At 71.0% G+C, this 24,520-nt stretch carries 28 protein-coding genes and 1 pseudogene; 14 read left to right on the top strand and 15 right to left on the bottom strand.

Annotation, left to right across the window (positions count from 1 at the left end):
• Positions 1–223: 223 nt before the first annotated feature.
• From ACGFQ9_RS08680 to ACGFQ9_RS08670, 3 genes are read right to left on the bottom strand one after another with little or no spacing between them, the layout of a single operon-like run.
• Positions 224–1,579, bottom strand: coding sequence for an FAD-dependent oxidoreductase (locus ACGFQ9_RS08680; RefSeq protein ID WP_393572576.1), 1,356 nt, complete (start codon positions 1,577–1,579; stop codon positions 224–226).
• Entirely contained in the window at positions 1,576–2,538 is a 963-nt protein-coding gene (locus ACGFQ9_RS08675; RefSeq protein ID WP_393572574.1) for a UbiA family prenyltransferase, read from the bottom strand. The genes ACGFQ9_RS08680 and ACGFQ9_RS08675 overlap by 4 nt, the downstream gene beginning before the upstream one ends.
• A gap of 5 nt (positions 2,539–2,543) precedes the next feature.
• On the bottom strand, positions 2,544–3,287 hold the full coding sequence (locus ACGFQ9_RS08670) for a methyltransferase (protein WP_393572572.1): 744 nt from the start codon (positions 3,285–3,287) through the stop codon (positions 2,544–2,546).
• 590 nt (positions 3,288–3,877) lie between these two features.
• Here ACGFQ9_RS08670 and ACGFQ9_RS08665 point away from each other — a divergent pair.
• A complete protein-coding gene (locus ACGFQ9_RS08665) occupies positions 3,878–4,408 on the top strand; it encodes a hypothetical protein (protein ID WP_393572570.1) in 531 nt (176 codons plus the stop codon).
• A 52-nt stretch (positions 4,409–4,460) separates the two neighbouring features.
• On the opposite strand, the gene ACGFQ9_RS08660 is transcribed toward ACGFQ9_RS08665, so the two are convergent.
• From ACGFQ9_RS08660 to ACGFQ9_RS08640, 5 genes are all read right to left on the bottom strand, one after another.
• Complete coding sequence (locus ACGFQ9_RS08660; RefSeq protein WP_393572568.1) at positions 4,461–5,078, bottom strand: histidine phosphatase family protein; 618 nt, start codon at positions 5,076–5,078, stop codon at positions 4,461–4,463.
• Between the two features lie 16 nt (positions 5,079–5,094).
• Positions 5,095–5,607 carry an SRPBCC family protein gene (locus tag ACGFQ9_RS08655; protein ID WP_393572566.1) on the bottom strand — a complete coding sequence of 171 codons (513 nt, stop codon included), beginning with the start codon at positions 5,605–5,607 and terminating at the stop codon, positions 5,095–5,097.
• Complete coding sequence (locus ACGFQ9_RS08650) at positions 5,604–7,367, bottom strand: carbamoyltransferase (protein WP_393572564.1); 1,764 nt, start codon at positions 7,365–7,367, stop codon at positions 5,604–5,606. The genes ACGFQ9_RS08655 and ACGFQ9_RS08650 overlap by 4 nt, the downstream gene beginning before the upstream one ends.
• Before the next feature lie 55 nt (positions 7,368–7,422).
• Positions 7,423–8,484 (bottom strand): NAD(P)/FAD-dependent oxidoreductase, encoded by a 1,062-nt coding sequence (locus ACGFQ9_RS08645; protein ID WP_393572562.1) that lies wholly within the window; start codon positions 8,482–8,484, stop codon positions 7,423–7,425.
• A gap of 90 nt (positions 8,485–8,574) precedes the next feature.
• Complete coding sequence (locus tag ACGFQ9_RS08640) at positions 8,575–9,534, bottom strand: hypothetical protein (RefSeq protein WP_393572560.1); 960 nt, start codon at positions 9,532–9,534, stop codon at positions 8,575–8,577.
• Positions 9,535–9,892: 358 nt separating this feature from the next.
• Here ACGFQ9_RS08640 and ACGFQ9_RS08635 point away from each other — a divergent pair, with 358 nt between their 5' ends.
• The 3 genes from ACGFQ9_RS08635 to ACGFQ9_RS08625 all read left to right on the top strand — a co-directional run bounded on the left by ACGFQ9_RS08635 (position 9,893) and on the right by ACGFQ9_RS08625 (position 11,914).
• Positions 9,893–10,456 carry an NADPH-dependent FMN reductase gene (locus ACGFQ9_RS08635; protein ID WP_393572558.1) on the top strand — a complete coding sequence of 188 codons (564 nt, stop codon included), beginning with the start codon at positions 9,893–9,895 and terminating at the stop codon, positions 10,454–10,456.
• A 25-nt stretch (positions 10,457–10,481) separates the two neighbouring features.
• Positions 10,482–11,051 (top strand): hypothetical protein, encoded by a 570-nt coding sequence (locus tag ACGFQ9_RS08630; RefSeq protein WP_393572556.1) that lies wholly within the window; start codon positions 10,482–10,484, stop codon positions 11,049–11,051.
• Positions 11,052–11,158: 107 nt separating this feature from the next.
• The gene (locus ACGFQ9_RS08625) at positions 11,159–11,914 is read left to right on the top strand and encodes a hypothetical protein (RefSeq protein WP_393572554.1); all 756 of its coding nucleotides are present in this window, start codon (positions 11,159–11,161) and stop codon (positions 11,912–11,914) included.
• Positions 11,915–11,933: 19 nt separating this feature from the next.
• On the opposite strand, the gene ACGFQ9_RS08620 is transcribed toward ACGFQ9_RS08625, so the two are convergent.
• A complete protein-coding gene (locus ACGFQ9_RS08620; RefSeq protein WP_393572552.1) occupies positions 11,934–12,233 on the bottom strand; it encodes a hypothetical protein in 300 nt (99 codons plus the stop codon).
• Between the two features lie 436 nt (positions 12,234–12,669).
• Between ACGFQ9_RS08620 and ACGFQ9_RS08615 the strand changes: the two are divergent.
• Positions 12,670–13,470, top strand: a pseudogene (locus ACGFQ9_RS08615) (SigB/SigF/SigG family RNA polymerase sigma factor); the annotation flags it as partial.
• Here ACGFQ9_RS08615 and ACGFQ9_RS08610 read toward each other — a convergent pair.
• Positions 13,439–13,801, bottom strand: coding sequence for an ATP-binding protein (locus ACGFQ9_RS08610; protein ID WP_393573013.1), 363 nt, complete (start codon positions 13,799–13,801; stop codon positions 13,439–13,441). The pseudogene ACGFQ9_RS08615 and the gene ACGFQ9_RS08610 overlap by 32 nt on opposite strands.
• A 301-nt stretch (positions 13,802–14,102) precedes the next feature.
• Positions 14,103–14,468, bottom strand: coding sequence for a PRC-barrel domain containing protein (locus ACGFQ9_RS08605; RefSeq protein WP_393572550.1), 366 nt, complete (start codon positions 14,466–14,468; stop codon positions 14,103–14,105).
• 186 nt (positions 14,469–14,654) lie between these two features.
• On the opposite strand from ACGFQ9_RS08605, the gene ACGFQ9_RS08600 reads away from it, so the two are divergent.
• Both ACGFQ9_RS08600 and pucL read left to right on the top strand, forming a co-directional pair.
• Positions 14,655–15,995 (top strand): aspartate aminotransferase family protein, encoded by a 1,341-nt coding sequence (locus ACGFQ9_RS08600; protein WP_393572548.1) that lies wholly within the window; start codon positions 14,655–14,657, stop codon positions 15,993–15,995.
• Positions 15,996–16,260: 265 nt separating this feature from the next.
• Positions 16,261–17,178, top strand: a complete 918-nt coding sequence (pucL, locus tag ACGFQ9_RS08595; RefSeq protein ID WP_393572547.1) for a factor-independent urate hydroxylase — start codon at positions 16,261–16,263, stop codon at positions 17,176–17,178.
• Here pucL and ACGFQ9_RS08590 read toward each other — a convergent pair.
• Positions 17,175–17,627 carry a histidine phosphatase family protein gene (locus ACGFQ9_RS08590; RefSeq protein WP_393572545.1) on the bottom strand — a complete coding sequence of 151 codons (453 nt, stop codon included), beginning with the start codon at positions 17,625–17,627 and terminating at the stop codon, positions 17,175–17,177. The two genes, pucL and ACGFQ9_RS08590, sit on opposite strands and share 4 nt — an antisense overlap.
• A 168-nt stretch (positions 17,628–17,795) precedes the next feature.
• Here ACGFQ9_RS08590 and ACGFQ9_RS08585 point away from each other — a divergent pair, with 168 nt between their 5' ends.
• The 5 genes from ACGFQ9_RS08585 to ACGFQ9_RS08565 all read left to right on the top strand — a co-directional run bounded on the left by ACGFQ9_RS08585 (position 17,796) and on the right by ACGFQ9_RS08565 (position 19,912).
• Positions 17,796–18,017, top strand: a complete 222-nt coding sequence (locus tag ACGFQ9_RS08585) for a CbtB-domain containing protein (protein ID WP_393572543.1) — start codon at positions 17,796–17,798, stop codon at positions 18,015–18,017.
• Positions 18,018–18,050: 33 nt separating this feature from the next.
• Positions 18,051–18,815, top strand: a complete 765-nt coding sequence (locus ACGFQ9_RS08580; RefSeq protein WP_393572541.1) for a CbtA family protein — start codon at positions 18,051–18,053, stop codon at positions 18,813–18,815.
• A 32-nt stretch (positions 18,816–18,847) separates the two neighbouring features.
• Positions 18,848–19,096 carry a hypothetical protein gene (locus tag ACGFQ9_RS08575; protein WP_393572539.1) on the top strand — a complete coding sequence of 83 codons (249 nt, stop codon included), beginning with the start codon at positions 18,848–18,850 and terminating at the stop codon, positions 19,094–19,096.
• A gap of 156 nt (positions 19,097–19,252) precedes the next feature.
• Positions 19,253–19,612, top strand: coding sequence for a hypothetical protein (locus tag ACGFQ9_RS08570; protein WP_393572537.1), 360 nt, complete (start codon positions 19,253–19,255; stop codon positions 19,610–19,612).
• A gap of 57 nt (positions 19,613–19,669) precedes the next feature.
• A complete protein-coding gene (locus ACGFQ9_RS08565; RefSeq protein ID WP_393572535.1) occupies positions 19,670–19,912 on the top strand; it encodes a hypothetical protein in 243 nt (80 codons plus the stop codon).
• Positions 19,913–19,974: 62 nt separating this feature from the next.
• Here ACGFQ9_RS08565 and ACGFQ9_RS08560 read toward each other — a convergent pair whose 3' ends face one another.
• The 3 genes from ACGFQ9_RS08560 to ACGFQ9_RS08550 form a co-directional block, all read right to left on the bottom strand.
• Complete coding sequence (locus ACGFQ9_RS08560) at positions 19,975–20,373, bottom strand: hypothetical protein (RefSeq protein ID WP_393572533.1); 399 nt, start codon at positions 20,371–20,373, stop codon at positions 19,975–19,977.
• 121 nt (positions 20,374–20,494) lie between these two features.
• Positions 20,495–20,890, bottom strand: coding sequence for a RidA family protein (locus tag ACGFQ9_RS08555; RefSeq protein WP_393572531.1), 396 nt, complete (start codon positions 20,888–20,890; stop codon positions 20,495–20,497).
• A 31-nt stretch (positions 20,891–20,921) separates the two neighbouring features.
• Positions 20,922–21,395 (bottom strand): RrF2 family transcriptional regulator, encoded by a 474-nt coding sequence (locus tag ACGFQ9_RS08550; RefSeq protein WP_393573011.1) that lies wholly within the window; start codon positions 21,393–21,395, stop codon positions 20,922–20,924.
• 120 nt (positions 21,396–21,515) lie between these two features.
• Between ACGFQ9_RS08550 and ACGFQ9_RS08545 the strand changes: the two genes are divergently transcribed.
• Together ACGFQ9_RS08545 and ACGFQ9_RS08540 are read left to right on the top strand one after the other, a co-directional pair.
• A complete protein-coding gene (locus ACGFQ9_RS08545) occupies positions 21,516–22,373 on the top strand; it encodes a hypothetical protein (protein ID WP_393572529.1) in 858 nt (285 codons plus the stop codon).
• 82 nt (positions 22,374–22,455) lie between these two features.
• Positions 22,456–24,504 carry an FUSC family protein gene (locus ACGFQ9_RS08540; RefSeq protein ID WP_393572527.1) on the top strand — a complete coding sequence of 683 codons (2,049 nt, stop codon included), beginning with the start codon at positions 22,456–22,458 and terminating at the stop codon, positions 24,502–24,504.
• Positions 24,505–24,520 lie beyond the last annotated feature (16 nt).

The following is a 24,520-nucleotide window of genomic DNA, read 5'->3' as shown; positions in this document are numbered from 1 at the left end:
TCGCACCACGAGCGCACCACATGCACCGGGCAGCGAAGGTAAACAGCGGTCAAGAGGTCGCCCTCCGGACCACCCACTCGAGCCTGTTTTCGCAGGTCAACACGGCTCAGCGGCGCGAGGGTGCAGGATTCCCAAGCTTATAGCGCGGGTTCGATTCCCGTCATCCGCTCTTCCACGAAGGCCCAGGTCGGCGACCTGGGCCTTCGTCGTTGTCCAGACACCTTCACTGAGGTGCTTGGCTGCTGAGATCTCGAAAGCCCTGCCGTTTGAGCGCTGCGAGGACGACGCGTGGGCGGATGAGTGTGGTGGGCGGGTCGCTGAGGCCTGCCACGCGGATCAGGGCGTCCGTGGCAGCGGAGTCGTGCTGTGCTGCGCCGTGCAGCCGGGTCACGTATGCGTTGCCCAGGCGGGCGGTGAGCGTGCGCAGTCCCTTGCCTCCGGTGTACTGCACGTCCCTTGTGGTCGACAGGAACCATGGGCGGTTGATGATCTTTCCGACGTCGCGCATGAAGGCCGGAGCGCTCGGGTTGGTGCCGCGTCTGAGATGGGTTCGCAAGGCCATGACTTCCATCGCGGCTACGGTCATGCCCTGGCTGTAGCTGGGGTTGAGGCTGCACACGGCATCCCCGAGCACGAGCAGACGCTCGGGAAGGCGGGGCAGCCGCTCGTAGCGTCTGCGTACGCTCGCCGGGATGCGGAAGGCGATCGGATCCGTCAGCGGTGTGGCATCGCGGATGCGTTCGTACACGTCCGCGACGGGCAACGACCTGCAGAACTGGAGGTATCCGTCCGGGTCGGTGGGCGGATGGTCACCGAGAATGCCCGTGAGCGACAAATAGTAGGTGTCGTCGTCGCCGGCTCGGCCGAAGACCGCCCCCCGTGGGTTGGTGCGTGAGGCCAGACAGGTGAGGAACTGCGCGCCGTTGAGAGGCTTCGGGCTTCGGTACAGACGTGTGACGTATGCGAGGCCGATGGCCATGCGCTCCTCGGGCGGCCGTTCGTAGCCCAGCTGCTCCAGCCACACCGGTGTGCGCGACCCGCGGCCGCAGGTGTCGATGACGAGGTCGGCGCCGAGGCTGTATTCGCCGGTGGTGTCCGCGGCTGTCGACCGCAGCCGGACACCGGTCACCCGAGCGCCGCATGTGGTGGACTCCAGGCCGACCAGCTCGGTCCGCTCCAGGAAGGTGACGCCCGACTGCGCGGCCACCTTGCTGCGGACGTATTCCTCCAGCACGGGGCGCTGCGTGGTCACGGTCGGCAGGCCGGTGCGTGCGGGCCGGAACCTCTTGCCGTTGAAGTACCAGTGCTGCTCGCCCAGGTCTCCCATCGGGAACTGCGCGCGTCGGAGCTCGTCCAGGATGCCGGGGAACAGTTCCTCGAGAATCAGGCAGCCGCGGGAGTGCAGCCCATGGGCGTGACCGGCATGGGGGGTTCCGCGCCGCAGGTGCCGCACGCCGACGACCTGGTCGCGTTCGACGACGATGACCTCGCGGTAGAAGTCGGACAGCACCCTGGCTGCGAGCGTGCCGCTGATGCTGCCGCCGACGACGACGGCCCGGTCGCCGACCGGTCCGGTCATGAGGGGCTCCCCACGATCAGCGCCGCGGCGAGGCCGGCGGAGCCAAGGTCGATGGAGAGCAGCACCAGGAACCGGGCCGTACGCAATCTCTCCTTGTACACCCCGTACCACAGTTGGATCAGGTGCATGATGACGACCGGAGCGGCGAACACGAGAGAGCCGGGCCTCAGCGACGTCGTGCCGAACAGCACTGCCAGCAGCACCGCATGCACCGCGACCAGCGCGTGGAGCCCAACCGCGAACCACAGCGGGGGCAGCACGACGGCGAGGGTCCTGCGGCCCACGGCGGCGTCGCCCGACCTGTCGGAGGCGTTGCCGTATGACACGACCACCAGCAGCCACAGTCCGAACAGCGCGCCCACCAGCAGTGTCTCGCGGCTGATCGCTCCCGCGACGAACCAGTAGGGCATGATCACGGTGTAGGCGCCGGTGACCAGGATCACCGATTCGAGCCCCAACGGCCGGTAGCTCAGCTTGATGCCGCACGAGTACTGGACTGCCAGGGCCGGTACGACGAGCGCGACCACGATCGCCGGAGCGGGAACCCGCCAGCCCAGGATGCCGGCCACCGCCGGAACGGCGAAGACGCCGACGATCCCGGTGACAAGGGCGAATCCAACAGCCTGCGGCAGGGACAGCTCACCGGTGATCAAAGGTTTTCTGGCCATCGTCACCGGAGGCCGGCCCCGGTAGTTGTGTGCATCGCTGCCGTTCAGGTACCCGGTGATGTCGTCGGCGGCCGCCGCACTCCACTGGGCCGCCAGGGTGCCGACCAGCACGCAGGCCAGGACGAGCATGTCCTCCCGGCTTGCGCCGCTGAGGAAGCCCTCCGATCGCAGGAGCAGCAGCCCCAGAGCCCATCCGTAGAGGTAGTGGTACATCCGCGCCTTGCCGAGCCTGAGGTAGCTGACGATCCTCGGCCGGGCACTGATCGATGTGGCAACCGGTGCTGCGTACATGGGAATCACGCGGCCTTCCCGCCGCCGGACCCATCCGTCACCTCAAGCAGCTGGAACGTGACGGGGACACCTCCCGCGTGGCGGATCGCCCGCCGCCGTTCGGTGATCCGCGCACCGGATGCGGCGACCAGCTCGTTCAGCCGGTCGGCATCACCGAGACTGTTGAAACCCAGGAGCATCCGACCCGCTGACGTCAGTCGCCCCAGACCCTCGCGGAGATACCGGTGGTGCGTGGCGTAGCCGCGGTCGAAGATCGCGTGCTGTACCTGGCGGGTGTAGACGAAATCCTCCGGAGCGAAGATGACATTGGAGTTCCAGAACACCAGGTCGAACTTCTCGCCGGCGGCCACAGCGCCGTAGAGGTCGCTGCACAGTACCTGCATTCGATCGGCCACACCATGGCGGGCCGCATTGAGCGCGGTGTTTTGCACCGCCGTGGGATTGATGTCAACGGCGGTGACCCGCGAGCACCCTCGCAGTGCGGCCATTACCGCCGTCACTCCAGCGCCGCAGCCCACCTCCAGGAAGGTTCCGCCCACGGGAAACGGCAGCCACTCAGTGAACAGCGCAGTGGACTCGGTGTGGGTCGGAGCGAATACCTGGGGAAGGAGCTGCCACTGGAGCCCGGCCATCTCAAACTGCCGAGGCTTCGTTCCCTCGCCATGCCTCTCCACCAGTTGCAGGCCGATTCGAAATGAATCGTCATCGACCGCCGGCAGGACAGCAGAGCTGGTTGGAGAATGCGACACAAAATATCCTTCTCATGTGATCACGCAATGAAGCCTGCCGTAAGAGGATGGCCGTGGCGCTACGCGTCCGGCAGAGGGGCGGGCCACCGGAACCGCCGCGCAGCCTGCCGGGCGTCACGCATCGCAAACTCCGCCGGCCGGGTGGTCCTCGACCCTTGCCGGACCATGCGTCCATCGGCACGCGACTCGCCGCCGATCGGCTGCGTGCCACTCCAATGAGTGACACAGCCGCGCGACGCCCCGTGATCACCACCAGGCCAGACGGGCAGTCCGCCGGAAGAACACCGTTACCGAGAGCGCGGGAGCAGCAATCAATACGCCACCCGCCCTATACGGGGTGGGGGCGGCGGCCTCTTCGACTCCGTTACGAGACCGATCCGGCAACGGATGTCGCCGCGCACCGAACACTCAAAGGCAGTCCATTGAAAATGGATTCACTCGTTTGCTCCCCATAAGCAAGGCATCGATCTCCTATTCTGATGGCCAACCCCCATTCGACGATCGGAGCCCCCTTGCGTCGCCGTTATGCGATCTCTTTGGCCTGTGCCCTACTCACGGTAAGTGCGACTACATACGCTGTTGCCGCCGACGTGCAGATCGGCAGCGTCACGGGCGGACACGTCGACTGCTTCCCCACCGATGCCATGACAGCCGCACTGAACGAACGGGGTGCGCGCATCGGGGCCGCGGCCCCTGCCGACTCCCTTCCCGACGGTGGAGTCCGCTTCGATGAGCTGTCCGGCTCGATGGACTCGATCTTTCACGGCAAGCTGGACATGGAGGGCGGCATCTCTCTGGTCGGCACGGACGGGACACGGCTCGACGTAATGAAGCTGTCCGGCGAAACCCCGCTGGGCGCCATCAGCGCGACCCCGGAAACGACCCGTCCCGGGCAGGCTCCACAGGCAGGACCACGAGCCGAGGTCGCCTACCCCACGGTGCCCGGAAGCGTCGGTGGCCGTCCCACGGGCCTGACCACCTTCGATGTCAGCGTCGGAAGCACGAACTTTGCGCTGACACAGGCTGGTGCCGCGCGCATCAACGATGTCTTCGGTACCACCCTCGAGAAGGACGTCACGTTCATGCGATGCACAGCCGACATCCAGGGCAGACTGGGCTGACGCGCAACCCGGACAAAGCCCCAGGTCGGCGACCTGGGGCTTTGTGTGCGGTTCAGTTCAGATGGTGGGTGTCGTTGAGGGTCCGCACCGTGGCGGTGCCGTCCTCGTCGTACGTCACCGTCGACAGGGAGGCCGCCGCGACCTCCATGCGGAACAGGGTGTGCGGCGGGGCCTGGAGGGCCAGCCGGAGCAAGGTCCTGACCGGTACCACGTGGGAGACGAGCAGCACCGTGGCGCCTGCGTACCGGGCCAGCAGGCCGTCCCGTACGGCGGCGGTGCGGCGGGTGACCTGCTGCATGGTCTCGCCCGCGCCCGTGGGCGGACTCTCGGGCGAGGCGAGCCATGCGTCCAGGTCGTCCGGGTGGCGTTCGCGGACTTCGGCGAAGGTCAGGCCCTCCCAGGCGCCGAAGTCCGCTTCCCGAAGGTCCTCCTCGACCTGGACGCCCAGGCCGAGGCGCTCGGCCACGGACCGGGCGGTCTCCTGGCAGCGCCGCATCGGTGAGGTGACGACCGCCTCGATGCCGCCGCGGTGCGCGAGGGCGTCCGCTGTCGCCCGGGCCTGGCCGCGTCCGGCCGGTGAGAGTCCCGGGTTGGACCCTCCGCTGCCGGAGATCCGCCGCCCGGGGGTGAGCAGGGTCTCGCCGTGCCGCAGCAGTACGAGCGTCGTCACGTCACTCACTCCGCACTCACTCCGCGGTCTTGGCGAAGTGGTCGCGTACGGCGTCGGTCTGCTTCTCCATGACGTCGATGATGCGCTCGACCACGTCCAGGTCGGCGTCCTCGGCGATGTCCAGGGTCCGCGACCAGTCGAAGAAGCTGCGGGCCGGGTCGTTGGTGATGGGGAAGACGCGGATGGTGGCCTCGTACTTGGCGACTCCGCTGGTGGGGGCGACGGCCCGGTAGGACTGGGTCTTGTTGATCTCGTCGCGGGCGGCGATCTCCTGCTGGACGAGGCGGCCGTTGAGCGTGAGCTTGAAGTCGTAACGGGCCGGGACCGTGTCGACCGAGCCGCCCTCCACCCAGCTGACGTCACGGTGGATGTCCAGGTCGCCGGGGGACACGATGTCCAGGATCTGCATGGCGTCGCGGACGGTCGCCCACACGGTGTCCGGGTCGGCGTCGAGGACGGTGGAGTGGTACATGGTGTGCTTGCGCTGGATCGGCACGGAGTGCTCCTTCTTGCGGTGGCTGACGGTCATCGCTTGGCGATGAGGTGGTTCCCGAGGACCAGGTAGTCGATCTCGGTGCCCATGAAGCAGTTGAGGGCGTCGGTCGGCGTGCAGACGATGGGTTCGCCGGCGACGTTGAACGAGGTGTTGATCAGGCAGGGCGTGTCGGTGAGTTCGGTGAACTTCCGCAGCAGTGCCGTGAGCCGGGGCGTTCCCTCGTCCGTCAGGGTCTGGATCCGGGAGGTGCCGTCCACGTGCACGGCGCCGGGGATGCGGTCCTTGTACTCGTCGCGGACCGGGAAGACGAACGTCATGTACGGGGAACTGGTCTTGCGCCCCATGTCGAAGATCTTCGGTGCCTGTTCCTCGAGGACGAGGGGAGCGAACGGGCGGAAGGGTTCGCGGTGCTTGACCCGGGTGTTGATGATGTCCTTGATGTCCGTGAACCCGGGGTTGGCGAGGATGCTGCGGTGCCCCAGGGCGCGCGGCCCGTGCTCGACGCGGCCCTCGAACCAGCCGATGACGACCTTCTCCGTCAGCAAGTTCGCCACGTGGTCGACGACCTCGTCGTCGCCCCCCAGGCGCGTGACGACGACGCGGTCGGCAAACGCCTCCAGGGCGTCCTCGATCGCGGCCTCGTCGTAGGAGGGGCCGAGGTAGGGGGAGACGGGCGCGGAGGCGGCGCGGATCTGCTCGGGACCGGTGCCGGGGTCGCCCAGCCAGGCGTGGGCCGCGGCTCCGATGGTGATGCCGGTGTCGGAGGCCCCGAAGCTGACCTGCATGTCCTCGAAGCGGGAGCCTTCGAACATCGGCGTGTTGTTCAGGCAGTTCAGGGCCACGCCGCCCTCGAACAACAGCCGGTCGAGGTCCGTCCGCTTCTCCAGGTGGCGGACCTGGTGGGCGGTGGCGACGTTCAGCATCTGCTGCGCGGCGGCTGCGACGCGGGAGGTGTATTCGAGGGTGTCCTCGAAGGGCCCGAAGTACTCCTCGAACAGGGCGTCGTGGCTGTGGAGGTTGTCGGTCTCCAGGGGCTTGGCGAAGGTGTAGCGGCCGTCGTCGTGCAGCCTCAGGAGGTTCTCGACGAACGGGTTCGGGGTCGGGGGCTCGGCGTATCCGGCCAGGCCCATCACCTTGTACTCGTCGTTGTTGGGGACGAAGCCGAGGAAGCGGGTGATGGAGGAGAACAGGGTGCCGATGGAGTAGTGGGCGCCGGTGACGGTGTCGTCGAAGACGGTGATCCGGCCGTCGCGGATCTCGCCCGTCAGGGTCGAGAAGCGTTCGGCACGGCCGTCGCTGACGAGGAACGCGGCGTCCTTCATGCCGGCGAGGTAATAGCCGGTCGTGGCGTGGGCCAGGTGGTGCGGGACGAAGCGGACCTTGGCCGGGTCGGGGCGGTGTCCGGTGCGGGCCTCGAAGTCCGCGAGGATCGCCTCGTGGCTGACGACCTGGTCGAACAGATCGGCCATGTTGCCCATGAGGGCGGTCTTCACGGCCTCCGGCGCCGAGGAGGTGCGGATGCCGTCCAGGATCTCGTCCAGGACCCGGTCGGACCAGTTCCAGGGGAAGGCGAACAGGTCGACGTCGTCGAACGTGATCCCGGCTTCCTTCAGGCACCAGTCGATCGCGTTGGCGGGGAAGTCGGTGGTCTTCTTCTCCCGGTTGAGGCGCTCCTCCTCCACCGCGGCGACCAGACGGCCGTCGATCAGGAGCGCGGCGGCGGCGTCGTGGCCCAGGAGGTAGTGCTTGTTGATGCCGGTCGCACCGAAGCGTTCGGAGAAGAACTCCGACACCCGGCTGAAACCATTACATCCGAGAACGATCACGGGATTCTTTCCTGTTATGGGGCTACTTGACGATCAGCAGGTCGCGGAGCTTCTCCCCGGCGGCGGGCGCCTGGCACAGGCCCGCGCCCGTGAATCCGGCCGCGTACAGGAAGCGGCGGGTGGGGTGTTCGCCGATGAAGGCGGTGTTGTTCGGGCTGGCGTCGAAGTCGCCGGTCCACGCGCGATGCAGGCCGATGCCGTCCAGGGCGGGGAACAGCGTGCCGAGATGGCCGGCGATACGGCCGAGCCAGGCCTCGCGCGCCTCCCCGGCCTTGGGTGCGCCCATGGCGAGGAGGATGCGGTCCTTCCACCAACGGATCCGCAGGCCGGACGCGGCGTGCATCGTCATGGGCAGATCAGGGTGCGGGGAGGGCGGGACGTCGGTGAACAGCATCTCCATCGTGTGGGGCGCCATCGGCAGATCGACCGATGCCATGGACGCCACCTCGCCGGACCAGGGCCCGGCCGTGCACACGATGCTGTCCGCCTTGATGCTGCCCTGCGGGGTGTGGACGGTGTTGTCGTCGTCGATGCGCGTGACGGGCGTGTGGGTGAACAGACGGGCGCCGTGATTGCGGGCGCCGGCGGCGTAGCCCCGGACGATGTCGAGGCCGTCCACGTGGTACGCCTGCGGAGACCAGGCCGCGGCCAGGACGGCATGCTCGTTGACCAGCGGGTTGAGTACGGCCGCTTCGCGGGCACTGATCAGGTCGACTTCGACGCCGGCGGCCCGCTGGGCCTGATGGGTGGCCTCGAATTCGGCGATCTGCTGGTGGTCGGTGAACAGCGCCAGGAACCCGAGCCGCTTCAGGGCGAGGGGGGCTCCGGTGTGGCGGGCGAAGTCGTGGTAGGCGTTCAGGCTGCGCACGGCCAGTTGCCCGGTGTGGGGATTGCCGGGGAAGTAGGTGCGGACCATGCCCGCGGTGTGCGCGGACGCCCCTCCGCCGAGGCCTCCTCGTTCCAGCAGCACGGTGTCCACGCCGGCTTCGGCGAGGTGGTAGGCGGCGGAGGTGCCGATCACTCCCCCGCCGATGACGACGGCGTCGGCGCGGGCGGGTAAGGCGCGGGCCGGTAAGGCGCTCAAGGTCTTGCCTCTCCTGTGGTGTGGGGGTTCCGGTGGCCGGGCGGAGCGCCGGTGTCGCCATCTCCCCGGCGGACTCCGCTCCGGGCCTGGCTACGCGGTGCGCGTGGCGCCCTGCTGGCGCAGGTGGTCTCCGGTCTCCCACGGGTACAGCTGGAGGTTCCAGCCGCCGAGGCAGTTGACGTAGAGGGCCATCTGGCTGGTGACGGCGTAGAAGTCGTCACGGTCGAGGTCGTCCAGGACGGCGAGGAAGCGCTGGGTGAACGCCCACAGCTTCTCCAGGCCGCAGTAGCCCAGGAACTCGGCGGGTACGCCGACCAGGAGGCGGGTCATGTGGACGAGGGAGTCCATGGGCATGTCCTGGACGGCGGCGCGGACGAGTCCGCCGTAGGCCGCGTAACCCAGCGGCCGGGTCTCCCCGTTGACGAACAGCAGGGTGGGCAGGACGGTCCCGAAGTTGCCCGCCTGGGACGGGATGATGCCCCGGTGGAGGTCGTCCAGTTCGACCGGGGGCGCGAGCCAGATCTTCTCGGTCTCGGCGTGGATGTCGGCGATCAGCGCGGCCGCGGCCGTGTCGGCGGCCCGGAGCACCGGGATGCGGTGGCCGCCCGGTTCGCCCGCGCGGCGGACTTCGGCGCGGATCTGCTTCTTCGTGGAGTAGACGGCGTCCCAGATCGCGGCCCCGGCTTCCAGCAGCGCGGGCATGTCCGCCTCACGGACACGGCCGACGGGGGTGGCGGGCATCGGCTCGGTCAGGGTGCCGTACTTGATGCCCAGGTGCTGCAGACCGGAGCAGAACACGGTGCCGTTGGGGGCCTCACGCCGGTCGGGGATCCGGGTGGCGTGGGGGGTGTGCAGCAGGGTGGGTATCGGAGCCACGTGGTAGAGGTGCTCGCCCGCGATGAGGGCGTGTCCCTGGAGGCTCTGGTAGGGCAGCGACTCCCAGAGGGCGTCGGCGAGTGCCGGGTTGCGGTCGTCGAGGTCAGCGGTGACGGTGATGCCTAAGTCGGCCCACGAGATCTCGATCTGACGTCCGGACAGCTTCTCGGACAAGGTTTTCCCCGTTCGTTTTGTTCGGCTTGCTCCAGGAGTACATCGCCAACAGGCGTGTTTCGGGCAGGCGTTGAAAGCATGAAACCTGATGCGCCTGAGGCCAGTGTGACTCGTGTGTTTCTACGAGGGATCTGGTTCCGCTTCGACGGACACCATCGGCGCGACGGGCGGACCTCGCAGCTCGGCGCGATACCGGCACGTGCCCGGCAGCCGAGCCGGCGGTGCGTCCTTCGTACGTTGCGCCAGCCCTCGATCCACCCGGATGCCCCCGGGCGGGTGACGGTACGGCCGGCCCGGGGGCGGGTATCGGTCAGCTCGCGCTCGAGGACGGTGAGGACGGGGTGAGTAGGGTGACGAGATGTCCGAGCAACCTCTGATCCTCCTGCTGTCCGGAAGCCTTCGGGCCGGTTCGTCCAACGAGGCGGTGCTGCGCACCGCGCAGGCGATGGCCACCCCGCGGGTGCGCACTCACCTGTACGAGGGGCTGGCCGCGCTTCCGCACTTCAACCCCGACCATGACACCGATCCGCTGCCCGCCCCTGTGGCCGGGCTGCGGGCGGCGATCGGCGAGGCGGCCGCGGTGCTGATCTGCGCTCCGGAGTACGCCGGCACCCTGCCCGGCTCGTTCAAGAACCTGCTGGACTGGACGGTCGGCGGCACCGAGATCTGCGACAAGCCCGTGGCCTGGGTGAACGCAGCCGCCCCCGGCCGTGGTCAGGGTGCGGAGGCCACGCTGCGCCTCGTACTCGGCTACACCGGCGCCGCCGTGGTGGAGCCGGCCTGCGCCAGGATTCCGGTGGCCTCCCGGATGGTCGGCGCGGACGGACTCATCGCCGATCCGCAGGTCCGCGAGCGGATCGGCGAGGTTCTCGCCCTGCTGACCGAGGCGCGCGAACAGGGGACGGGACCCGACCGGGCATAGCTCCGCCGTCCTCCCGGAGAGGCCGGTGCCCAACCAAGGACTGCGGATCGGTCCCGCCGCGGAGGCGGTGCCCGTGGCCATGCCGGCGGGCGATACGCTCGCCGGCATGGCCACGCTCCGCACGTCACCCGGCAGGGCGCGGTCCCGCCGGCCGGCGGGAGCGCGGCCCCTGCCGCGTTCGCTGCGGCTGCTGTGGCCGGCGCTGCTGCTGTTCGGCTTCCTCTACACGCACGGCGTGAACGCCGAGACCACGGCGAGCCATCTGGCCGGCCACGCCGTCGTGGTGACGGACCACCGGGCGGCGGCCGCGGACGCCGCCCCGCACGGTCACGAAGACCGGGGTGAGGGCAACCGCCAGGGTCAGGACGAGGGCGGGGACGAAGACGGGCGGGGTGGCGGCTCGCATCCGGCCGGTACGTGCGTGTCCGGGCAGCCGCCGGAAGCGGCCGGGGCCGAGATCCCGGCGCCGGTCCTGCTCGCCTGGGCCTGCCACCGCCCGGAAGACCGTACGGCCGCGCCCGTGCCGGGCCCGGAGCTGCCCGCCGCCCTCCCGCCGGGTGACTACTCCGCACGTTCAGTGGTGCAGCGGATCTAGGTCCGCCGGTCGAAGCACGAAGTCATTCCCTTCCATGCCTTCTTCCTGACGTGGCGTGACGCGCCGTCCGGCCGCTCCGCCATGCGCCGACCGAGGAGTTCCCTCCCTTGTCCACGCAGCACCTGATCGACCGCCCCGGCCCCTCCCCCTCCCCGGGCCACCCCTCGCCCACCCGGGCCGCCCTGCGCCGGGCCCGCAACAGCCGGGCCCGGCGGCTCTCCCTGCCCGCCCGCTACCTCGGCTACGTCGGCTACTTCGTCGGCGCCGGCCTGATCAGCGGCGCGGTCGTGCACCACCCGCTCGACCCCGCCCGCTACACCCGGATCGCCGGCTACGGCGTCCTGGTCTTCCTCGCCGCCACCGTCCTCAACGAGTTCGTCATCAGCCGTGAACGGCCCGGGCTGCGCCGCGCGTGCACGGTCATCGGCGCCTCGCTGATGCTGTCCTTCGGGATCGGCATGCTCAGTGGCGGACTCCAGCACTTCGAGGACTTCCCCGCGCGCGGGGCCGTCCTCGTGCCGCTCGGGCTGGTCGTGTCCTTCGTCGCCTTCGTCCTGAAGGACGCGGACACCTCGTGGCGGCGCGTCTTCGGCCCGGTGGGGGCGGCCGTGCTCGTGATCGCGGCGCTCGCCTTCCTGGGGCTGCGCCAGGTCGCGGCGTCCGCCGGCCCTGCCGAGAGCGGCGGGCACCAGCACGGTCCGGCGGCCCCCGCCTCCTCCGCCCCCGCCGGCGCTCCGGGCACCGGTCCGGCCGCCGGCCCGACCGGCACCGGCACGCCCTCCTCCGCGCCCGCCCCCGTGAAGGGGCAGGGCCGGGAGAAGGAGCAGGAGCAGGGACACGGCGGGGACGCGCACGGCCACTGAGACCGCCGCCCGGCAGCGGTCACTGCTCCATGTGACTGAAGCCCACCTCGAAGTGCTCGACCGACACGATGCGCTGGCCCTCCCGCTGAGCGGATTCCCCGCGGATGCGGGAGGCCAGCTCCTCGCTGTCCCGCATGGCCTGCTCGGTGTCCCACAGGGTCAGTGACTTGGCCTTCCCGGACGCCCGGTCGACGAGGTAGTACACGCCCCGGAAACCGGGGACACCCCGGACCTGCTGGACGATCGCCGCCGAATTGCCGGTGACGTCCCCCTCCGCCGGAACCGGTGACCCCTGGTACGTGCTCAGCCTGGCGAACATCGATCACGACACCCTTCGAGATCCGTTTTGACCGTAACACCCGAATCGTGACAGACCCTATCGCCGTCCCGTGACGACACCCGCGTCCGACGCCCCGGAACCGCGCCGACGGCGGCGGCCCGGGCCCGCCCCTGCCCTCGGCCACTCCGCATACCGACCCGGATCCGCCTAAAATGACCGTGTGCGCCAAGCCAGGGCAGCGCGCTCCGTGACGGGCCACGTCACGGGGTACCCGCGCTGCCCTGGGGTACATCCAAAAGGAACGGCTCACGACGGCCTCGCCGCGCCGCGCGCGGCGTGACCCCCACCGTCGGAGGAGCGATCGCAGATGGACACGGACCGCGCTTGCGAGAAGGCCGCCAGGGCTCCCGAGACCCCTGGGACCACCGAGACCCCTGAGACCCCCGGGGCCGCCGGGAATCCCGCGGCGCCGGAGATGCCCGGGATGCCGGAGATCCCGGAGGAGCCCCTGCGGGCCAGCACCGCGGAGGCCCGCACCCTCTCGGTGGCCCTGTTCCGCCGGCTGAAGGCCCTGGAGGAGGGCAGCCCGGAGTACTCGTACGTCCGCAACACCCTCGTGGAGCTCAACCTCAGCCTGGTGAAGTACGCCGCCCGGCGGTTCCGCAACCGCAGCGAGCCGGCCGAGGACATCATCCAGGTGGGCACGATCGGCCTGATCAAGGCGATCAACCGGTTCGATCCGGAGCGCGGGGTCGAGTTCACGACCTTCGCCATGCCCACGGTGACGGGTGAGATCAAGCGCTTCTTCCGGGACACCAGCTGGGCCGTGAAGGTGCCCCGCCACCTGCAGGAACTGCGCATCGACACGGCCAAGGCCTACGACGAGCTGGAGCAGATCCTGGGCCGCGGCCCCACCGACGCCGAGCTCGCCGAACGCCTCGGCCTGCCGGAGGAGGAGATCGCGGAAGGCCGCAAGGCCGCCCACGCGTACTCGACCCGCTCCCTGGACGCCCCGGTGCAGGAGGACGGCGACGCGTACGCCACCACGCCCTCGCTCGGCGAGGAGGAGGCCGCCTACGACCGGATCGAGTGCATGGAGGCGCTCAAGCCGCTCCTGGCCGAGCTGCCCGAACGGGAGCGCACCCTGCTGTCCCTGCGGTTCGGCGGCGAGCTGACCCAGTCCGAGATCGGCCATGTGCTCGGCCTGTCCCAGATGCACGTGTCCCGGCTGCTCACCCGTACGCTCACGAGGCTCCGGAGCGGGCTTCTGACCGATCCCGAGCCGTCGGCGGACCCTGCGCCCCCCACGCCCTCCACGAGCCCCGGGGACCCGCCGGACACGGCACCTCCGCCCACACCGTCTTCCCGCCGCGCGGGTCGTCGCTCGGCGCCGTGCCCCAGCTCCGGGACAGCCGCTGCAGGACGATCAGCCCGTGTCCTCCCGGCCCTCCCCGCCCTTCCGGCCCTCCCGCCCCGGCGGGGCCGGTGCCCCGGCGCTTCCGCGGGGGCTCGGGGTTCCCGTCGGTGACCTCGATCCGCAGCCGTTCGGCGGTACAGCGGAGCACCAGCTCCCTGGGGCCGCCTGCGTGGATACAGGCGTTGGTCACCACCTCGGACACCAGCAGCAACACGTCCTCGGCGGCCTCCTCCCGATCCGGGTCGGCGCACCCCTCGGCGCCCTCCTCGGCATACCCCTCGGCGTACGTCCCCGCGTACGTCCAGTGCCAGTCGGCCAGCGCCTGCCGGGTGAAGTCCCGGCAACGCCCGACCACGCCCGCGGTGGATCCGCCCAGCAGCAGCCGCCGGGTCTGCTCCACGCCCCTCACGTCCACTCCCCTCACCCCCGATCGCCTCTGCCTCACACCCCTGCACCCGGGCCGCCCCGATCGGCCGCACCGGCAGTCGCCGTCAGCTGTGCCAGTACGCGTGGTGCTGCTCGGTGATCCGGATGGAGGCCAGGTCCTCGTCCTCGTACTGCCCGGACTCGAAGTCCGGGCTCGCCTTGATCCGTTCCTTCGTCGCGGCGACGTGCACCGTCTCGTTCACCAGGTCGACGTCCTTCACCAGCCCCGCCGGGATCAGCTTCCGCCGCCCCAGGATCCACGGACCGGTGTCGACCACGATGTACGCGCGGGCGGCCCCGAGAGAGTGCTTGTCGATGTGGCCGATGTGCCCGTCCTCCGCGTCCACCCGGAAGCCGGCGAGATCCGCGCCCGCCACATGGCCGCTGCCGCTGCCGCCGCTGTCGGCGTATGCCCACATCTCCTTACCCACCACGACCTCCAGCCCCGCTCCCGTCCCCCGCGTGCGTGTCGTCAGCTGCGCGCCTACCCGCGAGCCCCGCGGGCAATCACCACAAGACCGGCGAGAACCGCAAGAACCTCATACGCGGCACGGCCGGACTGACAACGTCGGGCAGGACTTCTCGGTGTCCACATCGCGGACGCTTACTCTCGATTCATGAACGCAGATGTCGAGACCGTCAGAACGGCAGACCGGAAGCATGTCTTCCACTCCTGGTCCGCACAGGAGCTCATCGCCCCGCTCCCCGTGGCCGGGGCCGAGGGCTCGTACTTCTGGGACTACGAGGGCAACCGCTACCTGGACTTCAGCAGCGCCCTCGTCTACACCAACATCGGCTACCAGCACCCCAAGGTCGTCGCGGCGGTCCAGGAGCAGGCCGCGAAAATGTGCACGGTGGCGCCCGGGTTCGCGGTCGACGTCCGTTCCGAGGCCGCCCGGCTGATCGCCGAGCGCACCCCCGGCGACCTCGACAAGATCTTCTTCACCAACGGCGGCGCCGAGGCCGTGGAGAACGCCGTCCGCATGGCCCGTCTGCACACCGGCCGCCCCAAGGTGCTGAGCGCCTACCGCTCGTACCACGGCGCCACCGCCGCGGCCATCAACCTCACCGGCGACTCCCGGCGCTTCGGCAACGACTCGGCCACCGCGGGCGTCGTGCACTTCTGGGGGCCGTTCCTCTACCGCTCCCCGTTCCACGCCGGCACCGAGGCCGAGGAGTGCGAGCGCGCCCTGCGCCACCTCGAGGACACCATCGTCTTCGAGGGCCCGCAGTCCATCGCCGCGATCCTCCTGGAGCCGGTGGTCGGTGCCGCCGGCGTACTGGTGCCCCCGGCGGGCTACCTCCCCGGCGTCCGGGAGCTCTGCGACCGCTACGGCATCGTGTTCATCCTCGACGAGGTCATGGTGGGCTTCGGCCGGACCGGAAAGTGGTTCGCCGCCGAGCACTGGGACGTCACCCCCGACCTGCTCTGCTTCGCCAAGGGCGTGAACAGCGGCTACGTGCCGCTCGGCGGCGTGGCGATCTCCGACGCCATCGCCGACACCTTCGCCCGCCGCCCCTACCCCGGCGGCCTCACGTACTCCGGGCACGTGCTGGCCTGCGCCGCCGCCGTGGCGACGATCAACACCATGGCCGAGGAGGGCATCGTCGAGCAGTCCGCACGCACCGGCGCGGAACTGCTCGGCCCGGGCCTGCGCGAACTGGCCGAGCGGCACCCGTCGGTCGGCGAGGTGCGGGGCCTGGGCACCTTCTGGGCGCTGGAGCTCGTACGGAACCGGCAGACGCGCGAGCCGCTCGTCCCGTACGCGGCCTCCGGCGCCGACAACGCCCCGATGGCCGCCTTCGCCGAGGCCTGCAAGAAGGGCGGCCTGTGGCCCCTGGCGGCCGGGAACCGGCTGCACGTCGCACCCCCGTGCACCATCGGCGCGGCCGACGTGGCCAGGGGTCTGGAGATCCTCGACGAGGCCCTCACCGTCGCAGACGCCCATATGGACTGACACGGCATGGCGTTTGGTCCAGTTCCGCGGTGCCGCTCTCGGAGGTTTCGTCCCATTCCTAACGGGACGTAAACATGCTGCAATCCGAAGCAGCACCTACGGACCGGGATGCACGTCAGTCCCGGGGCGGTCCTGGTTCGCGACGACGAGCCTCGGGACCGAACGGCGGGGGGCGGCACGCCAGGATTGGGCTCCGGGGCGCGTCGCCGGACGCCGGGCGTACGGATCCAGTCACCCGGACCCGTGTACCCGAAGGAAGTCAGGCATGAGCAAGCACGTCCTGGGCCAGAACCAGTACGGCAAGGCCGAGAACCGTATCGTCGTCGTCTCCCGCAAGGGCAGTGACGGCTCCTGGCACGAGATCCGCGACCTGAACGTCTCCGTGGCGCTGCGCGGCGAGTTCCGCGACGTCCACCTGACCGGCGACAACACCAACTGCCTGCCGACCGACACCACCAAGAACACGGTGTACGCGTTCGGCAAGGAGCACGGTGTCTCCTCCCCCGAGGCCTTCGCCATCCACCTCGCCAAGCACTTCGTCTCCTCCCAGACCCCGATCCGCGAGGCGCAGATCCGCGTCGAGGAGTTCGCCTGGGAGCGGATCCCGGTCCCGACCCGCAAGGAGCAGCACTCCTTCGTCCGCAAGGGCCAGGAGGTGCGCACCGCGCAGATCACCTACAGCGAGTCCACCGGCCTGCAGGTCATCTCGGGTCTGAAGGACCTGACCGTGATGAACTCGACCAACTCCGAGTTCCACGGCTACATCAAGGACAAGTACACGACCCTGCAGGAGGCGTACGACCGCATCCTGGCCACCAAGGTCACCTCGCGCTGGGCGCATTCGGCCCTCGCCGCCGACGACGCCGACTACGACTGGGACGGCTCCTACAAGAAGGTCAGGAAGCACCTGCTGGAGGCCTTCGCCGAGACCTACTCCCTCTCGCTGCAGCAGACCCTGAACCAGATGGCCGAGCGGGTGCTGGACAACTGCCCGAAGGTCAACGAGGTCCGCCTGAACCTCCCCAACAAGCACCACTTCCTCGTCGACCTGGAGCCCTTCGGCCTCAAGAACGACAACGAGGTCTACTTCGCCGCGGACCGCCCGTACGGTCTGATCGAGGGCACCATCCACCGTGACGGTGTCCAGCCCGTGATTGCGACCAGCGACTGGATCGTGGCCTAAGCCTCCCCGCGAACGGCCACGGCTCCGGGTTCCTCTGCCTCCCCGCAGGGCCCGCCCAGCCGCAGGTTCCACCGCCCCGCACGCCCACTGAGTTCGGTGAGCGTGCGGGGTTTCGCGTCCAGCCGCCAGAAGGCGGCGGCCGGCAGCCCGAGGGCGTGCACCACGGCCGCCCGTACGAAGGACTGCGCGGCGGTGATCCGGTGGGTGCCGGGGGCCAGCCCGTCCAGCCAGCGGCCCGCGCGCCCGACGAGGTCGAGCACGGACTCCCCGCCGGGCGGCGCGTACGCCGGGTCGGTGAGCCAGCTCCGGACGGCCCCGGGGTCCTCGGCGGCGACCTCGTCCAGGGTCCGGCCCGCCCACTCCCCGTACTCCGGGCCGAACCGGTGTTCCCTCATGGCGGCGTCAAGAGGCGGGGTGACCAGCAGAACTCGTACCGAAGAGGGGTTCATAAAGGCAGCGTAAGCGCGGTACGGTCTCGGACGACAACAACACAAGACGACGGAACGGCGGAAGTACCGGTGAGAATCCGGCACGGTCGCGCCACTGTGAAAGTCAGACCCGCTCTCCGTCGGAAGTGCACCACTGACCGGGACGCGTGTTCCCCTGGAGGTATTGCCATGGCTCACTCCGCCGTGCCCGCGACGACCGAATCCCCCGTGATCGTCGCCCCCATCTCGCTCAAGGCCCTCGCTCCCTGGGCCGTGTTCACCGGCGTCCTGATGCTGGTCCTGCTCTACTTCGTCGGCGCCGAGCAGGGCGCCACCGCCGTCTTCGAGGGCGAGACCATCCACGAGTGGCTCCACGACGGCCGCCACCTCCTCGGCTTCCCCTGCCACTGAGCCCCTGAGCTTCCGGAACCAAGGGGAACCACTGTGAACGCCATCTCACCCCGCGCTCTGCTGATCCGGGGCATGCTCGCCGGCCTGCTGGCCGGTGCGGCCGCCTTCCTCGTCGCCTACCTGATCGGTGAGTCGAAGGTGGACGCGGCCATCGCCATCGAGGAGGCCGCCGCCCACGGCCACGACCACGGCGAGGAGGCCCCGGTCAGCCGGGCCCTCCAGGCCACGGCCGGGCTCGGCACCGGCGTGCTGCTCTACGGGGTCGCGCTCGGCGGCATCGCCGCGCTCGTCTTCGCCTTCGCGCTGGGCCGTATCGGCCGGTTCTCGCCGCGCGCGACGGCCGCCCTCACCACGGGCGCGCTGTTCGTGACGGTGACCCTCGTGCCGTTCTTCAAGTACCCGGCGAACCCGCCGGCGGTCGGGGACCCCGACACCGCGGGCCGCCGTACCGCCCTCTACCTGCTGATGATCGCGCTGAGCGTGCTGCTGGCGGCCGGCGCGGTGATCCTGGGCCGGCGGCTGGCGCCCGCCCTCGGCCACTGGAACGCGAGCGTGGCGGGCGGTGGGGCCTTCGTCGCCGCGGTCGCCCTCGCGTACGTCTTCCTGCCCGGCATCGACGAGGTCCCCTCCGACTTCCCCGCCACCCTCATCTGGCAGTTCCGGCTGGTGTCCCTGGCGATCCAGGCGACCCTGTGGGCGACTTTCGGCCTGGTCTTCGGAGCTCTTGCCGAACGCCTGCTTGTCCCCGCGGCCGCCTCCCGTGAAGCTGTCAAGGAGGCGGTGCAGCCGACGAATTGACGTCGGCCCGACGGCGGGGCGGGGGCCGGGACATGACGCGTGCGGCGATCTGGCAGTGGCGCGGCTGGACCGGGGCCGGCCCTCTCTGGCTGAACACGGGGATGCTGGCCCTGATCCCCTTCACCAGCGGGCCGCTGCCCGCGCAGATCGCCGTCATCACGGCCATGGCCGCCCTCGGCGGACTGTTCCGGCATTACTGGTCCGGGGACTACGGCCACCCTGCCGTGCACACCGCCGCCGCGCTCCTCGGCGCGGCGGCGGTGGCGTTGGTGACGGTCTGACGGGCTGACGGCTTGCGGGCGGCTGACGGCTGACGGCTGACGGGGTACCCCTCACCCGGCCGGCGGTACGGCCACCCGGGGCGTTTCCATCCGCCGCCCGGGGGCTTCTGCGGACCCGATGGAGATCCTCCCGGCGTGTCGGGGCACAGCCCCCGCATGAGCGGTCCGCGGTACGCACTGACGAAGGCCCTGACGGTGGCCTGCGTGGTGCTGCTCGCCCTTTTCGCCCCCGGCGCCGGTGCCGCCTCCGCGGCCGTCGCCGGAGCGGCGGAGCCGCGGTCCGCCTCCTCCGCCCCCGCCCCCGCCCCCGCCGAACCCGATCCGTCCGCGGATCCGGAACCGCGGGCAGCGGTACGGACGGCCGCCCGCGGGACGCCGGTCGGGCAGCCGTCCGTACCCGGCGGGCGGGCGGGCACGGACCCGGCCGTCCGGTACTTCCCGTGCGGACGCGACACCCGCGGTGAGCCGGGCGGAGCCCGGTGGACGGCGGTACGGAGTGTGGTGCTGCGCTGCTGACGGCGCCGAGCAGCGGAGAACCACCCCTCACACCCGCCGACACCCCGAGGTGCCGTCATGCCCATCGACCCCTTCGCGGCCCTGAACGCCATGATCCGCGCCGAAGCCGCGCGCTTCTCCCCGCCCCCGCCCCCGCCCGCCTCCCCGTCCGCCTCGTCACCGCAGACCCAGCCGTCGCGGCAGGCGGCGCCGCAGGAGGCGCAGCAGGAGACGCCGGCGCAGGCGCCGGGGCAGGCGCCACAGGAGGCGCCACTGCAGGCGGATCCGGAGCCGGCGGTACCGGCCCGGGAAACGCACTGACCGAAGGCGCCGGTTCCCGTGCCGTGACCGGGAACCGGCGCCCCGCGCCCGCCGCCCGAGGATCAGGGCTCCCGGACGTGGTAGCGGTAGAAGGCCACGACGCCCACGAACGCGCCGGTCAGCAGTCCGATCACGGCCGACCGCAGGATGCTGTCGCCGGTGAGGCTGTACAGGTACCCCATGGCGATGCCGGCGAAGGCGCCGTAGGAGGTGGCGCGCAGTTCCTGCGGCACCCGCCTGCCCATCCGGTCCAGGGCGAACAGCGCACCCGCGAAGATCACACCGCACAGGATCCCGTAGAAGACGTTGGCCGCGTCGACCGGGCCCATCTGGCGCTGCATGAAGGCCGCGTAGATCCCGTAGACGAGTCCCAGCAGCAGGGGGCCGACGTACGCGCTCGTTCTGAGGTGCTCCCGCTCCGCCGCGTGCCGCCGCGGGGCGGTGGGTACCGCTTGTGCCATGACGGGGCTCCTTCCCTCTCCCCCGTCATCCAGGGCACACCCGGCACCCGCCCCGGGCAACTTGGATCAACGCGGTGCGGAGCGCGGCCGATCAGCCCGATCGGGGGCCGATCGAGGCTGATCAGCCGCGCACGGCGACGGCGTCCATCTCGAAGAGCATCCCGGGCAGGGCCAGGGAGGCCACGCCGATCAGGGTCTGCGCGGGCAGTTCGGTGCCCCAGGTGGCGTGCAGGTGCTTGAGGAGCACCTCCAGCTTCCCCAGGTCGTGCTCGACGATGTACGTGCCGATGCGGACCACGTCGGACGGGCCGAGGCCGGCCGCCTCCAGGGCGGTGCGCAGGTTCGCGAAGGTCTGCTCGACCTGCGCCTCGAAGTCCTCGGAGACCACGTGGCCCTCGGCGTCCGAGCCGTACTGCCCGGCTATGAAGACCTGCTCGCCGGGGGCGGAGACCACGTGGCTGTAGCCGAAGCCGGTGGGGTTGTGGAGACCGGCCGGGTTGATGATGCTGCGCGTCATTGCGAACTCCTCATGTCTTCCGTAGGTGTCGTTACCGGCCGGCGGCGAGCCAGGCCCGCAGTCGTTCGGGGGCCTCGGGGGCCTGCTGTTCGGCCTGCTGCCGGATCTGGTCGAGGGTCTGCGCCGCCAGTTCGCGGCGCCAGGCCAGTTCGGCCCGGTTCATCGCGTGCGCGATCGCGCAGTCGGCCGTGTAGGAGGCGGCCGGGCCGCCGCCCGGGCCCTGCTGCCGGATCTCGGCGCAGCGGAAGGCCTCCTCGGCGCCCTCGACCGCGGCGACCACGTCCATGAGCGAGATGCGGTCGAGCGGGCGGGCGAGCCGGAAGCCGCCCTTCGGACCCGGGGTGGACGTGACGATCCCCGCCCGGGCCAGTGCCTGCAGCTGCTTGTTCAGGTAGGCCGGGGGCAGCTCGTGCCAGGCGGCCAGGCGGGCCGCCGAGACCGCCCGGTCCCCGCTCCAGGCCAGGTTCACGCAGCTGTGCAGGGCCCACTCGACGCCCTCGCTCATCTTCATAATCTGGATATTACATATCCAGATTACTGCGATCAAGCCCTCTCGCCCGTGTCGGGCACCCGCACGCAGCACGCCCGGTCGCGGCACGCCCGGCCCCTGTCGTTCCCTGGTGCCGTGCGCACCTTCGTCTCGGCCGTCCTCATCGCGCTCATGGCGCTCCTCGTACCGCTGAGCGCCGTCGCGTACTGGGCCGACCGCGAGCTGGGCGACGTCAACCGCTACACCGCCGCCATGTCCCCGCTCGCCGGGGACCCCGCCGTCCAGGGCGTGGTCGTCACCCAGGCGACCAGGGCGATCTCCGGACAGATCGACGCCGGACCGTTCCAGGGCGGGGTGGAGACCCTGCTCGCGGAGGCCCTGGGCTCCTTCACCGGCACCCCCGCCTACCGGACCGCCTGGGACACCGCGAACCGGGCCGCGCACGCCGCCTTCCTCAAGGCGCTGACCACCGGGGAGGGCAACGCCGTCACCCTCGACCTCGCCCCGGTCGTGCAGCAGATCAAGCGGGAGCTGGTGGCCGACGGGGTGCCCTTCGCCGACCACATCCCCGTCACCCACACCGAGATCGAGGTCGTCGAGTACGACAACCTCGGCGCCCTCCGGAGGGTCTTCCGCATGCTGCAGATCGCCGGCGTCTGGCTGCCCGTCCTGACCCTGCTGCTCGCCGCCGGGGCGGTGGCGGTCGCCGTCCGCCGGCGGCGCGCGGTCCTGGCGACGGGTCTGGGCCTGGCCGCGGGGGCGGGACTGCTGTGGATCGCGGTGCTCGTCTGCCGCCGGATGGTCCTGCGCGACCTGCCGCCCGACGTGGACCGCCCGGCGGCCGAGGCCGTGTACGACGCGCTGACCGCGTTCCTGCGCACCACCGCCTGGGTGGTGCTGGCGGTCGGGCTCGCCGTGGCACTCGCCGCCTGGCTGACGGGCCGCCTGCGCCGCACCACCGGCCACACCCGCAGCCGCCCGGACACCCCATAAGCTCGGATCATCCGCAGAAGGGACAGAAGAACCGCTTCACGAGCGATGGCGTCCAAACAGCCAGGAAACGGCACGGAAAGGCATGAACACGGAACGGATACCGCCTCCGCCACCTCCGCCCGGGGCCGGGGCCTCGGCGGCCGGCCCGGACCGGCACCGCCGGAGTGCGCTCGCCCCGCCCGGCTGGCTGCTCAAGGGACTGCGCCCGAGCTCCGCGCCCGTGCCCTGGGCCGCCGTGGTGCGCGCCGGTATCGCCCTGTCCGCGCCGCTCGCCGCCGGTTTCGCGGTGGACGAGCCCGAGTACGGCGCGCTCGTCTCCATGGGCGCCCTGTCCGGGGTGATCGGCGACACCGCCGACGCGTACCGGATGCGGATCCTGAACATCGCCGTGCCACAGCTGTTCGGCGCGGTCGGCGTGGCCCTCGGCGCCCTCGTCTACGGCCGTGGCTGGCTCGCCGTCGGCGCGCTCACCCTGGTCGCGCTGGTCTCCGGAATGATCTCCACGATCGGTACGGTCGCCTCCGTGGCGGGACTGCTGCTCCTGATCAACGCCGTGGTCGGGGCCGGGCTCCCGATGCCGGAGCCCTGGTGGACCGCGCCCGTGCTGCTCGCCGCCGGCGGCCTGTTCGTCCTGCTGCTCACCCTGCTGGGCTGGCCGCTGCGCGGGCGGCAGCCCGAGCGGGCCGCGGTGGCGGCGACGTACCGCTCGCTGGCCGGGCTGCTGGAGGCGGCGGGCGGGCCCCCCGCCGCGTACGAGGAGCACCGGCACGCCGTCACCCAGGCGCTGGACCAGGCGTACGACCTGCTGCTGGGGCGGCGGGCCCGGGTGCACGGGCAGAACCCGTCGCTGTCGCGGATGCTGGCCCGGCTCAACGCCGTCATCCCGCTGGTCGAGGCGGCACCCGCGGCCCACCTGCGGCGTCGGCCGCTGCCGCCGGAGATCCCCGCGGCGGTACGGCGGCTCGCCGACGCCGTGGAGTCGGGGCGGGCCGGGCGGGTGGTCCTGGAACTGCCCGAGCCGCCGGCGGGCGTGCAGTCCGCGCGGGCCATCGACACCGGGCTGCGGCACGCGGCCGAGGTCATCACGGAACGGGACCCCTACCGGCACAACATCGACGACCGGCTCGGCCGGCCCGCGGCCCTGCGGATCCGGGTGCGCCGGGCCGCCCGCGGGGTGCTCCTCTCGGGCGCTTCCTGGCGCTACGGCCTGCGCCTGGCCCTGTGCATCGGGATCGCCCAGGCGCTGGTGTCGGTGGTCGAGGTCGAGCACTCGTACTGGGTGCCGCTGACCGTCACCTTCGTCCTCAAACCCGACTTCGGGTCGGTCTTCTCCCGCGCGGTGCTGCGCGCGCTGGGCACGGCGGGCGGGCTGGTGATCGCGGCGGCGGTGCTCGGCGAGGTGCCGCGCGGCTGGTGGGACGTGCCGGTGATGCTGGTGCTGGGGGCGCTGATCCCGGCCTTCTCGGTGAAGGGGTACGCCTTCCAGACCGCGGCGATCACCCCGGTGATCCTGCTGTTGTCCGACCTGCTGAACCACGCCGGCTTCGACCTGATCCTCCCGCGGCTGCTGGACAGCCTGATCGGCTGCGGGATCGTGCTCGTCGCCGGCTACCTGCTGTGGCCGGAGAGCTGGCACACCCGGATCGGCGACCGGCTGGCGGACGCGGTGGACGACGCGGCGCGGTACGTGGAGCGGGCCTTCGGGCCGCTGCCGCCGGGCGCCGGGGCGGACCCGGAGGCGGCCGTACGGGCGGCCCGCACGGCCCGGCTCCAGGCCCGGCGCCGCATCTACCGCGATCTGTCGTCGGTCCGCTGCGAGTTCCAGCGGGCGCTGACGGAGCCGCCGCCGACGGGGGCGCGGGCGGCCGCGTGGTGGCCGCTGGTGGTGGCGGTGGAGCGGATCGTGGACGCGACCACCGCGGCCCGGGTCCGCGTCAACCACGGCGCGCCGGCGCCGGCGGCCGACGAGGTCACGGCCGTCGTGTCCGAGCTGCACGGCCTCGCCGACGGCATCCGCAACAGCTCCGAGCCCTACGCGGTCCAGGCCGCCCTGGACACCCACGAACCGGGCGTCCTCTCCCCCCTCCGCCAGGAGGTCGCCGCCGCCCGCGCCATCACGTCCCCGTCCTGACCGGAGCGCCCGGTCC

It is taken from the genome of Streptomyces sp. NPDC048603, assembly GCF_043199475.1.
In the GTDB taxonomy this organism is placed as follows: domain Bacteria; phylum Actinomycetota; class Actinomycetes; order Streptomycetales; family Streptomycetaceae; genus Streptomyces.
This window is presented reverse-complemented; position numbering and strand designations above follow the sequence as displayed.

What these genes read in the sequence shown, in the direction of transcription:
- ACGFQ9_RS08680 (WP_393572576.1), bottom strand. Translation starts at nt 1,579, where the DNA reads ATGACCGGACCGGTCGGCGACCGGGCCGTCGTCGTCGGCGGCAGCATC.
- ACGFQ9_RS08675 (WP_393572574.1), bottom strand. Translation starts at nt 2,538, where the DNA reads ATGTACGCAGCACCGGTTGCCACATCGATCAGTGCCCGGCCGAGGATC.
- ACGFQ9_RS08655 (WP_393572566.1), bottom strand. Translation starts at nt 5,607, where the DNA reads ATGACCGTCAGCCACCGCAAGAAGGAGCACTCCGTGCCGATCCAGCGC.
- ACGFQ9_RS08635 (WP_393572558.1), top strand. Translation starts at nt 9,893, where the DNA reads ATGTCCGAGCAACCTCTGATCCTCCTGCTGTCCGGAAGCCTTCGGGCC.
- ACGFQ9_RS08620 (WP_393572552.1), bottom strand. Translation starts at nt 12,233, where the DNA reads ATGTTCGCCAGGCTGAGCACGTACCAGGGGTCACCGGTTCCGGCGGAG.
- ACGFQ9_RS08600 (WP_393572548.1), top strand. Translation starts at nt 14,655, where the DNA reads ATGAACGCAGATGTCGAGACCGTCAGAACGGCAGACCGGAAGCATGTC.
- pucL (WP_393572547.1), top strand. Translation starts at nt 16,261, where the DNA reads ATGAGCAAGCACGTCCTGGGCCAGAACCAGTACGGCAAGGCCGAGAAC.
- ACGFQ9_RS08590 (WP_393572545.1), bottom strand. Translation starts at nt 17,627, where the DNA reads ATGAACCCCTCTTCGGTACGAGTTCTGCTGGTCACCCCGCCTCTTGAC.
- ACGFQ9_RS08585 (WP_393572543.1), top strand. Translation starts at nt 17,796, where the DNA reads ATGGCTCACTCCGCCGTGCCCGCGACGACCGAATCCCCCGTGATCGTC.
- ACGFQ9_RS08575 (WP_393572539.1), top strand. Translation starts at nt 18,848, where the DNA reads ATGACGCGTGCGGCGATCTGGCAGTGGCGCGGCTGGACCGGGGCCGGC.
- ACGFQ9_RS08570 (WP_393572537.1), top strand. Translation starts at nt 19,253, where the DNA reads ATGAGCGGTCCGCGGTACGCACTGACGAAGGCCCTGACGGTGGCCTGC.
- ACGFQ9_RS08565 (WP_393572535.1), top strand. Translation starts at nt 19,670, where the DNA reads ATGCCCATCGACCCCTTCGCGGCCCTGAACGCCATGATCCGCGCCGAA.
- ACGFQ9_RS08560 (WP_393572533.1), bottom strand. Translation starts at nt 20,373, where the DNA reads ATGGCACAAGCGGTACCCACCGCCCCGCGGCGGCACGCGGCGGAGCGG.
- ACGFQ9_RS08555 (WP_393572531.1), bottom strand. Translation starts at nt 20,890, where the DNA reads ATGACGCGCAGCATCATCAACCCGGCCGGTCTCCACAACCCCACCGGC.
- ACGFQ9_RS08550 (WP_393573011.1), bottom strand. Translation starts at nt 21,395, where the DNA reads ATGAGCGAGGGCGTCGAGTGGGCCCTGCACAGCTGCGTGAACCTGGCC.
- ACGFQ9_RS08540 (WP_393572527.1), top strand. Translation starts at nt 22,456, where the DNA reads ATGAACACGGAACGGATACCGCCTCCGCCACCTCCGCCCGGGGCCGGG.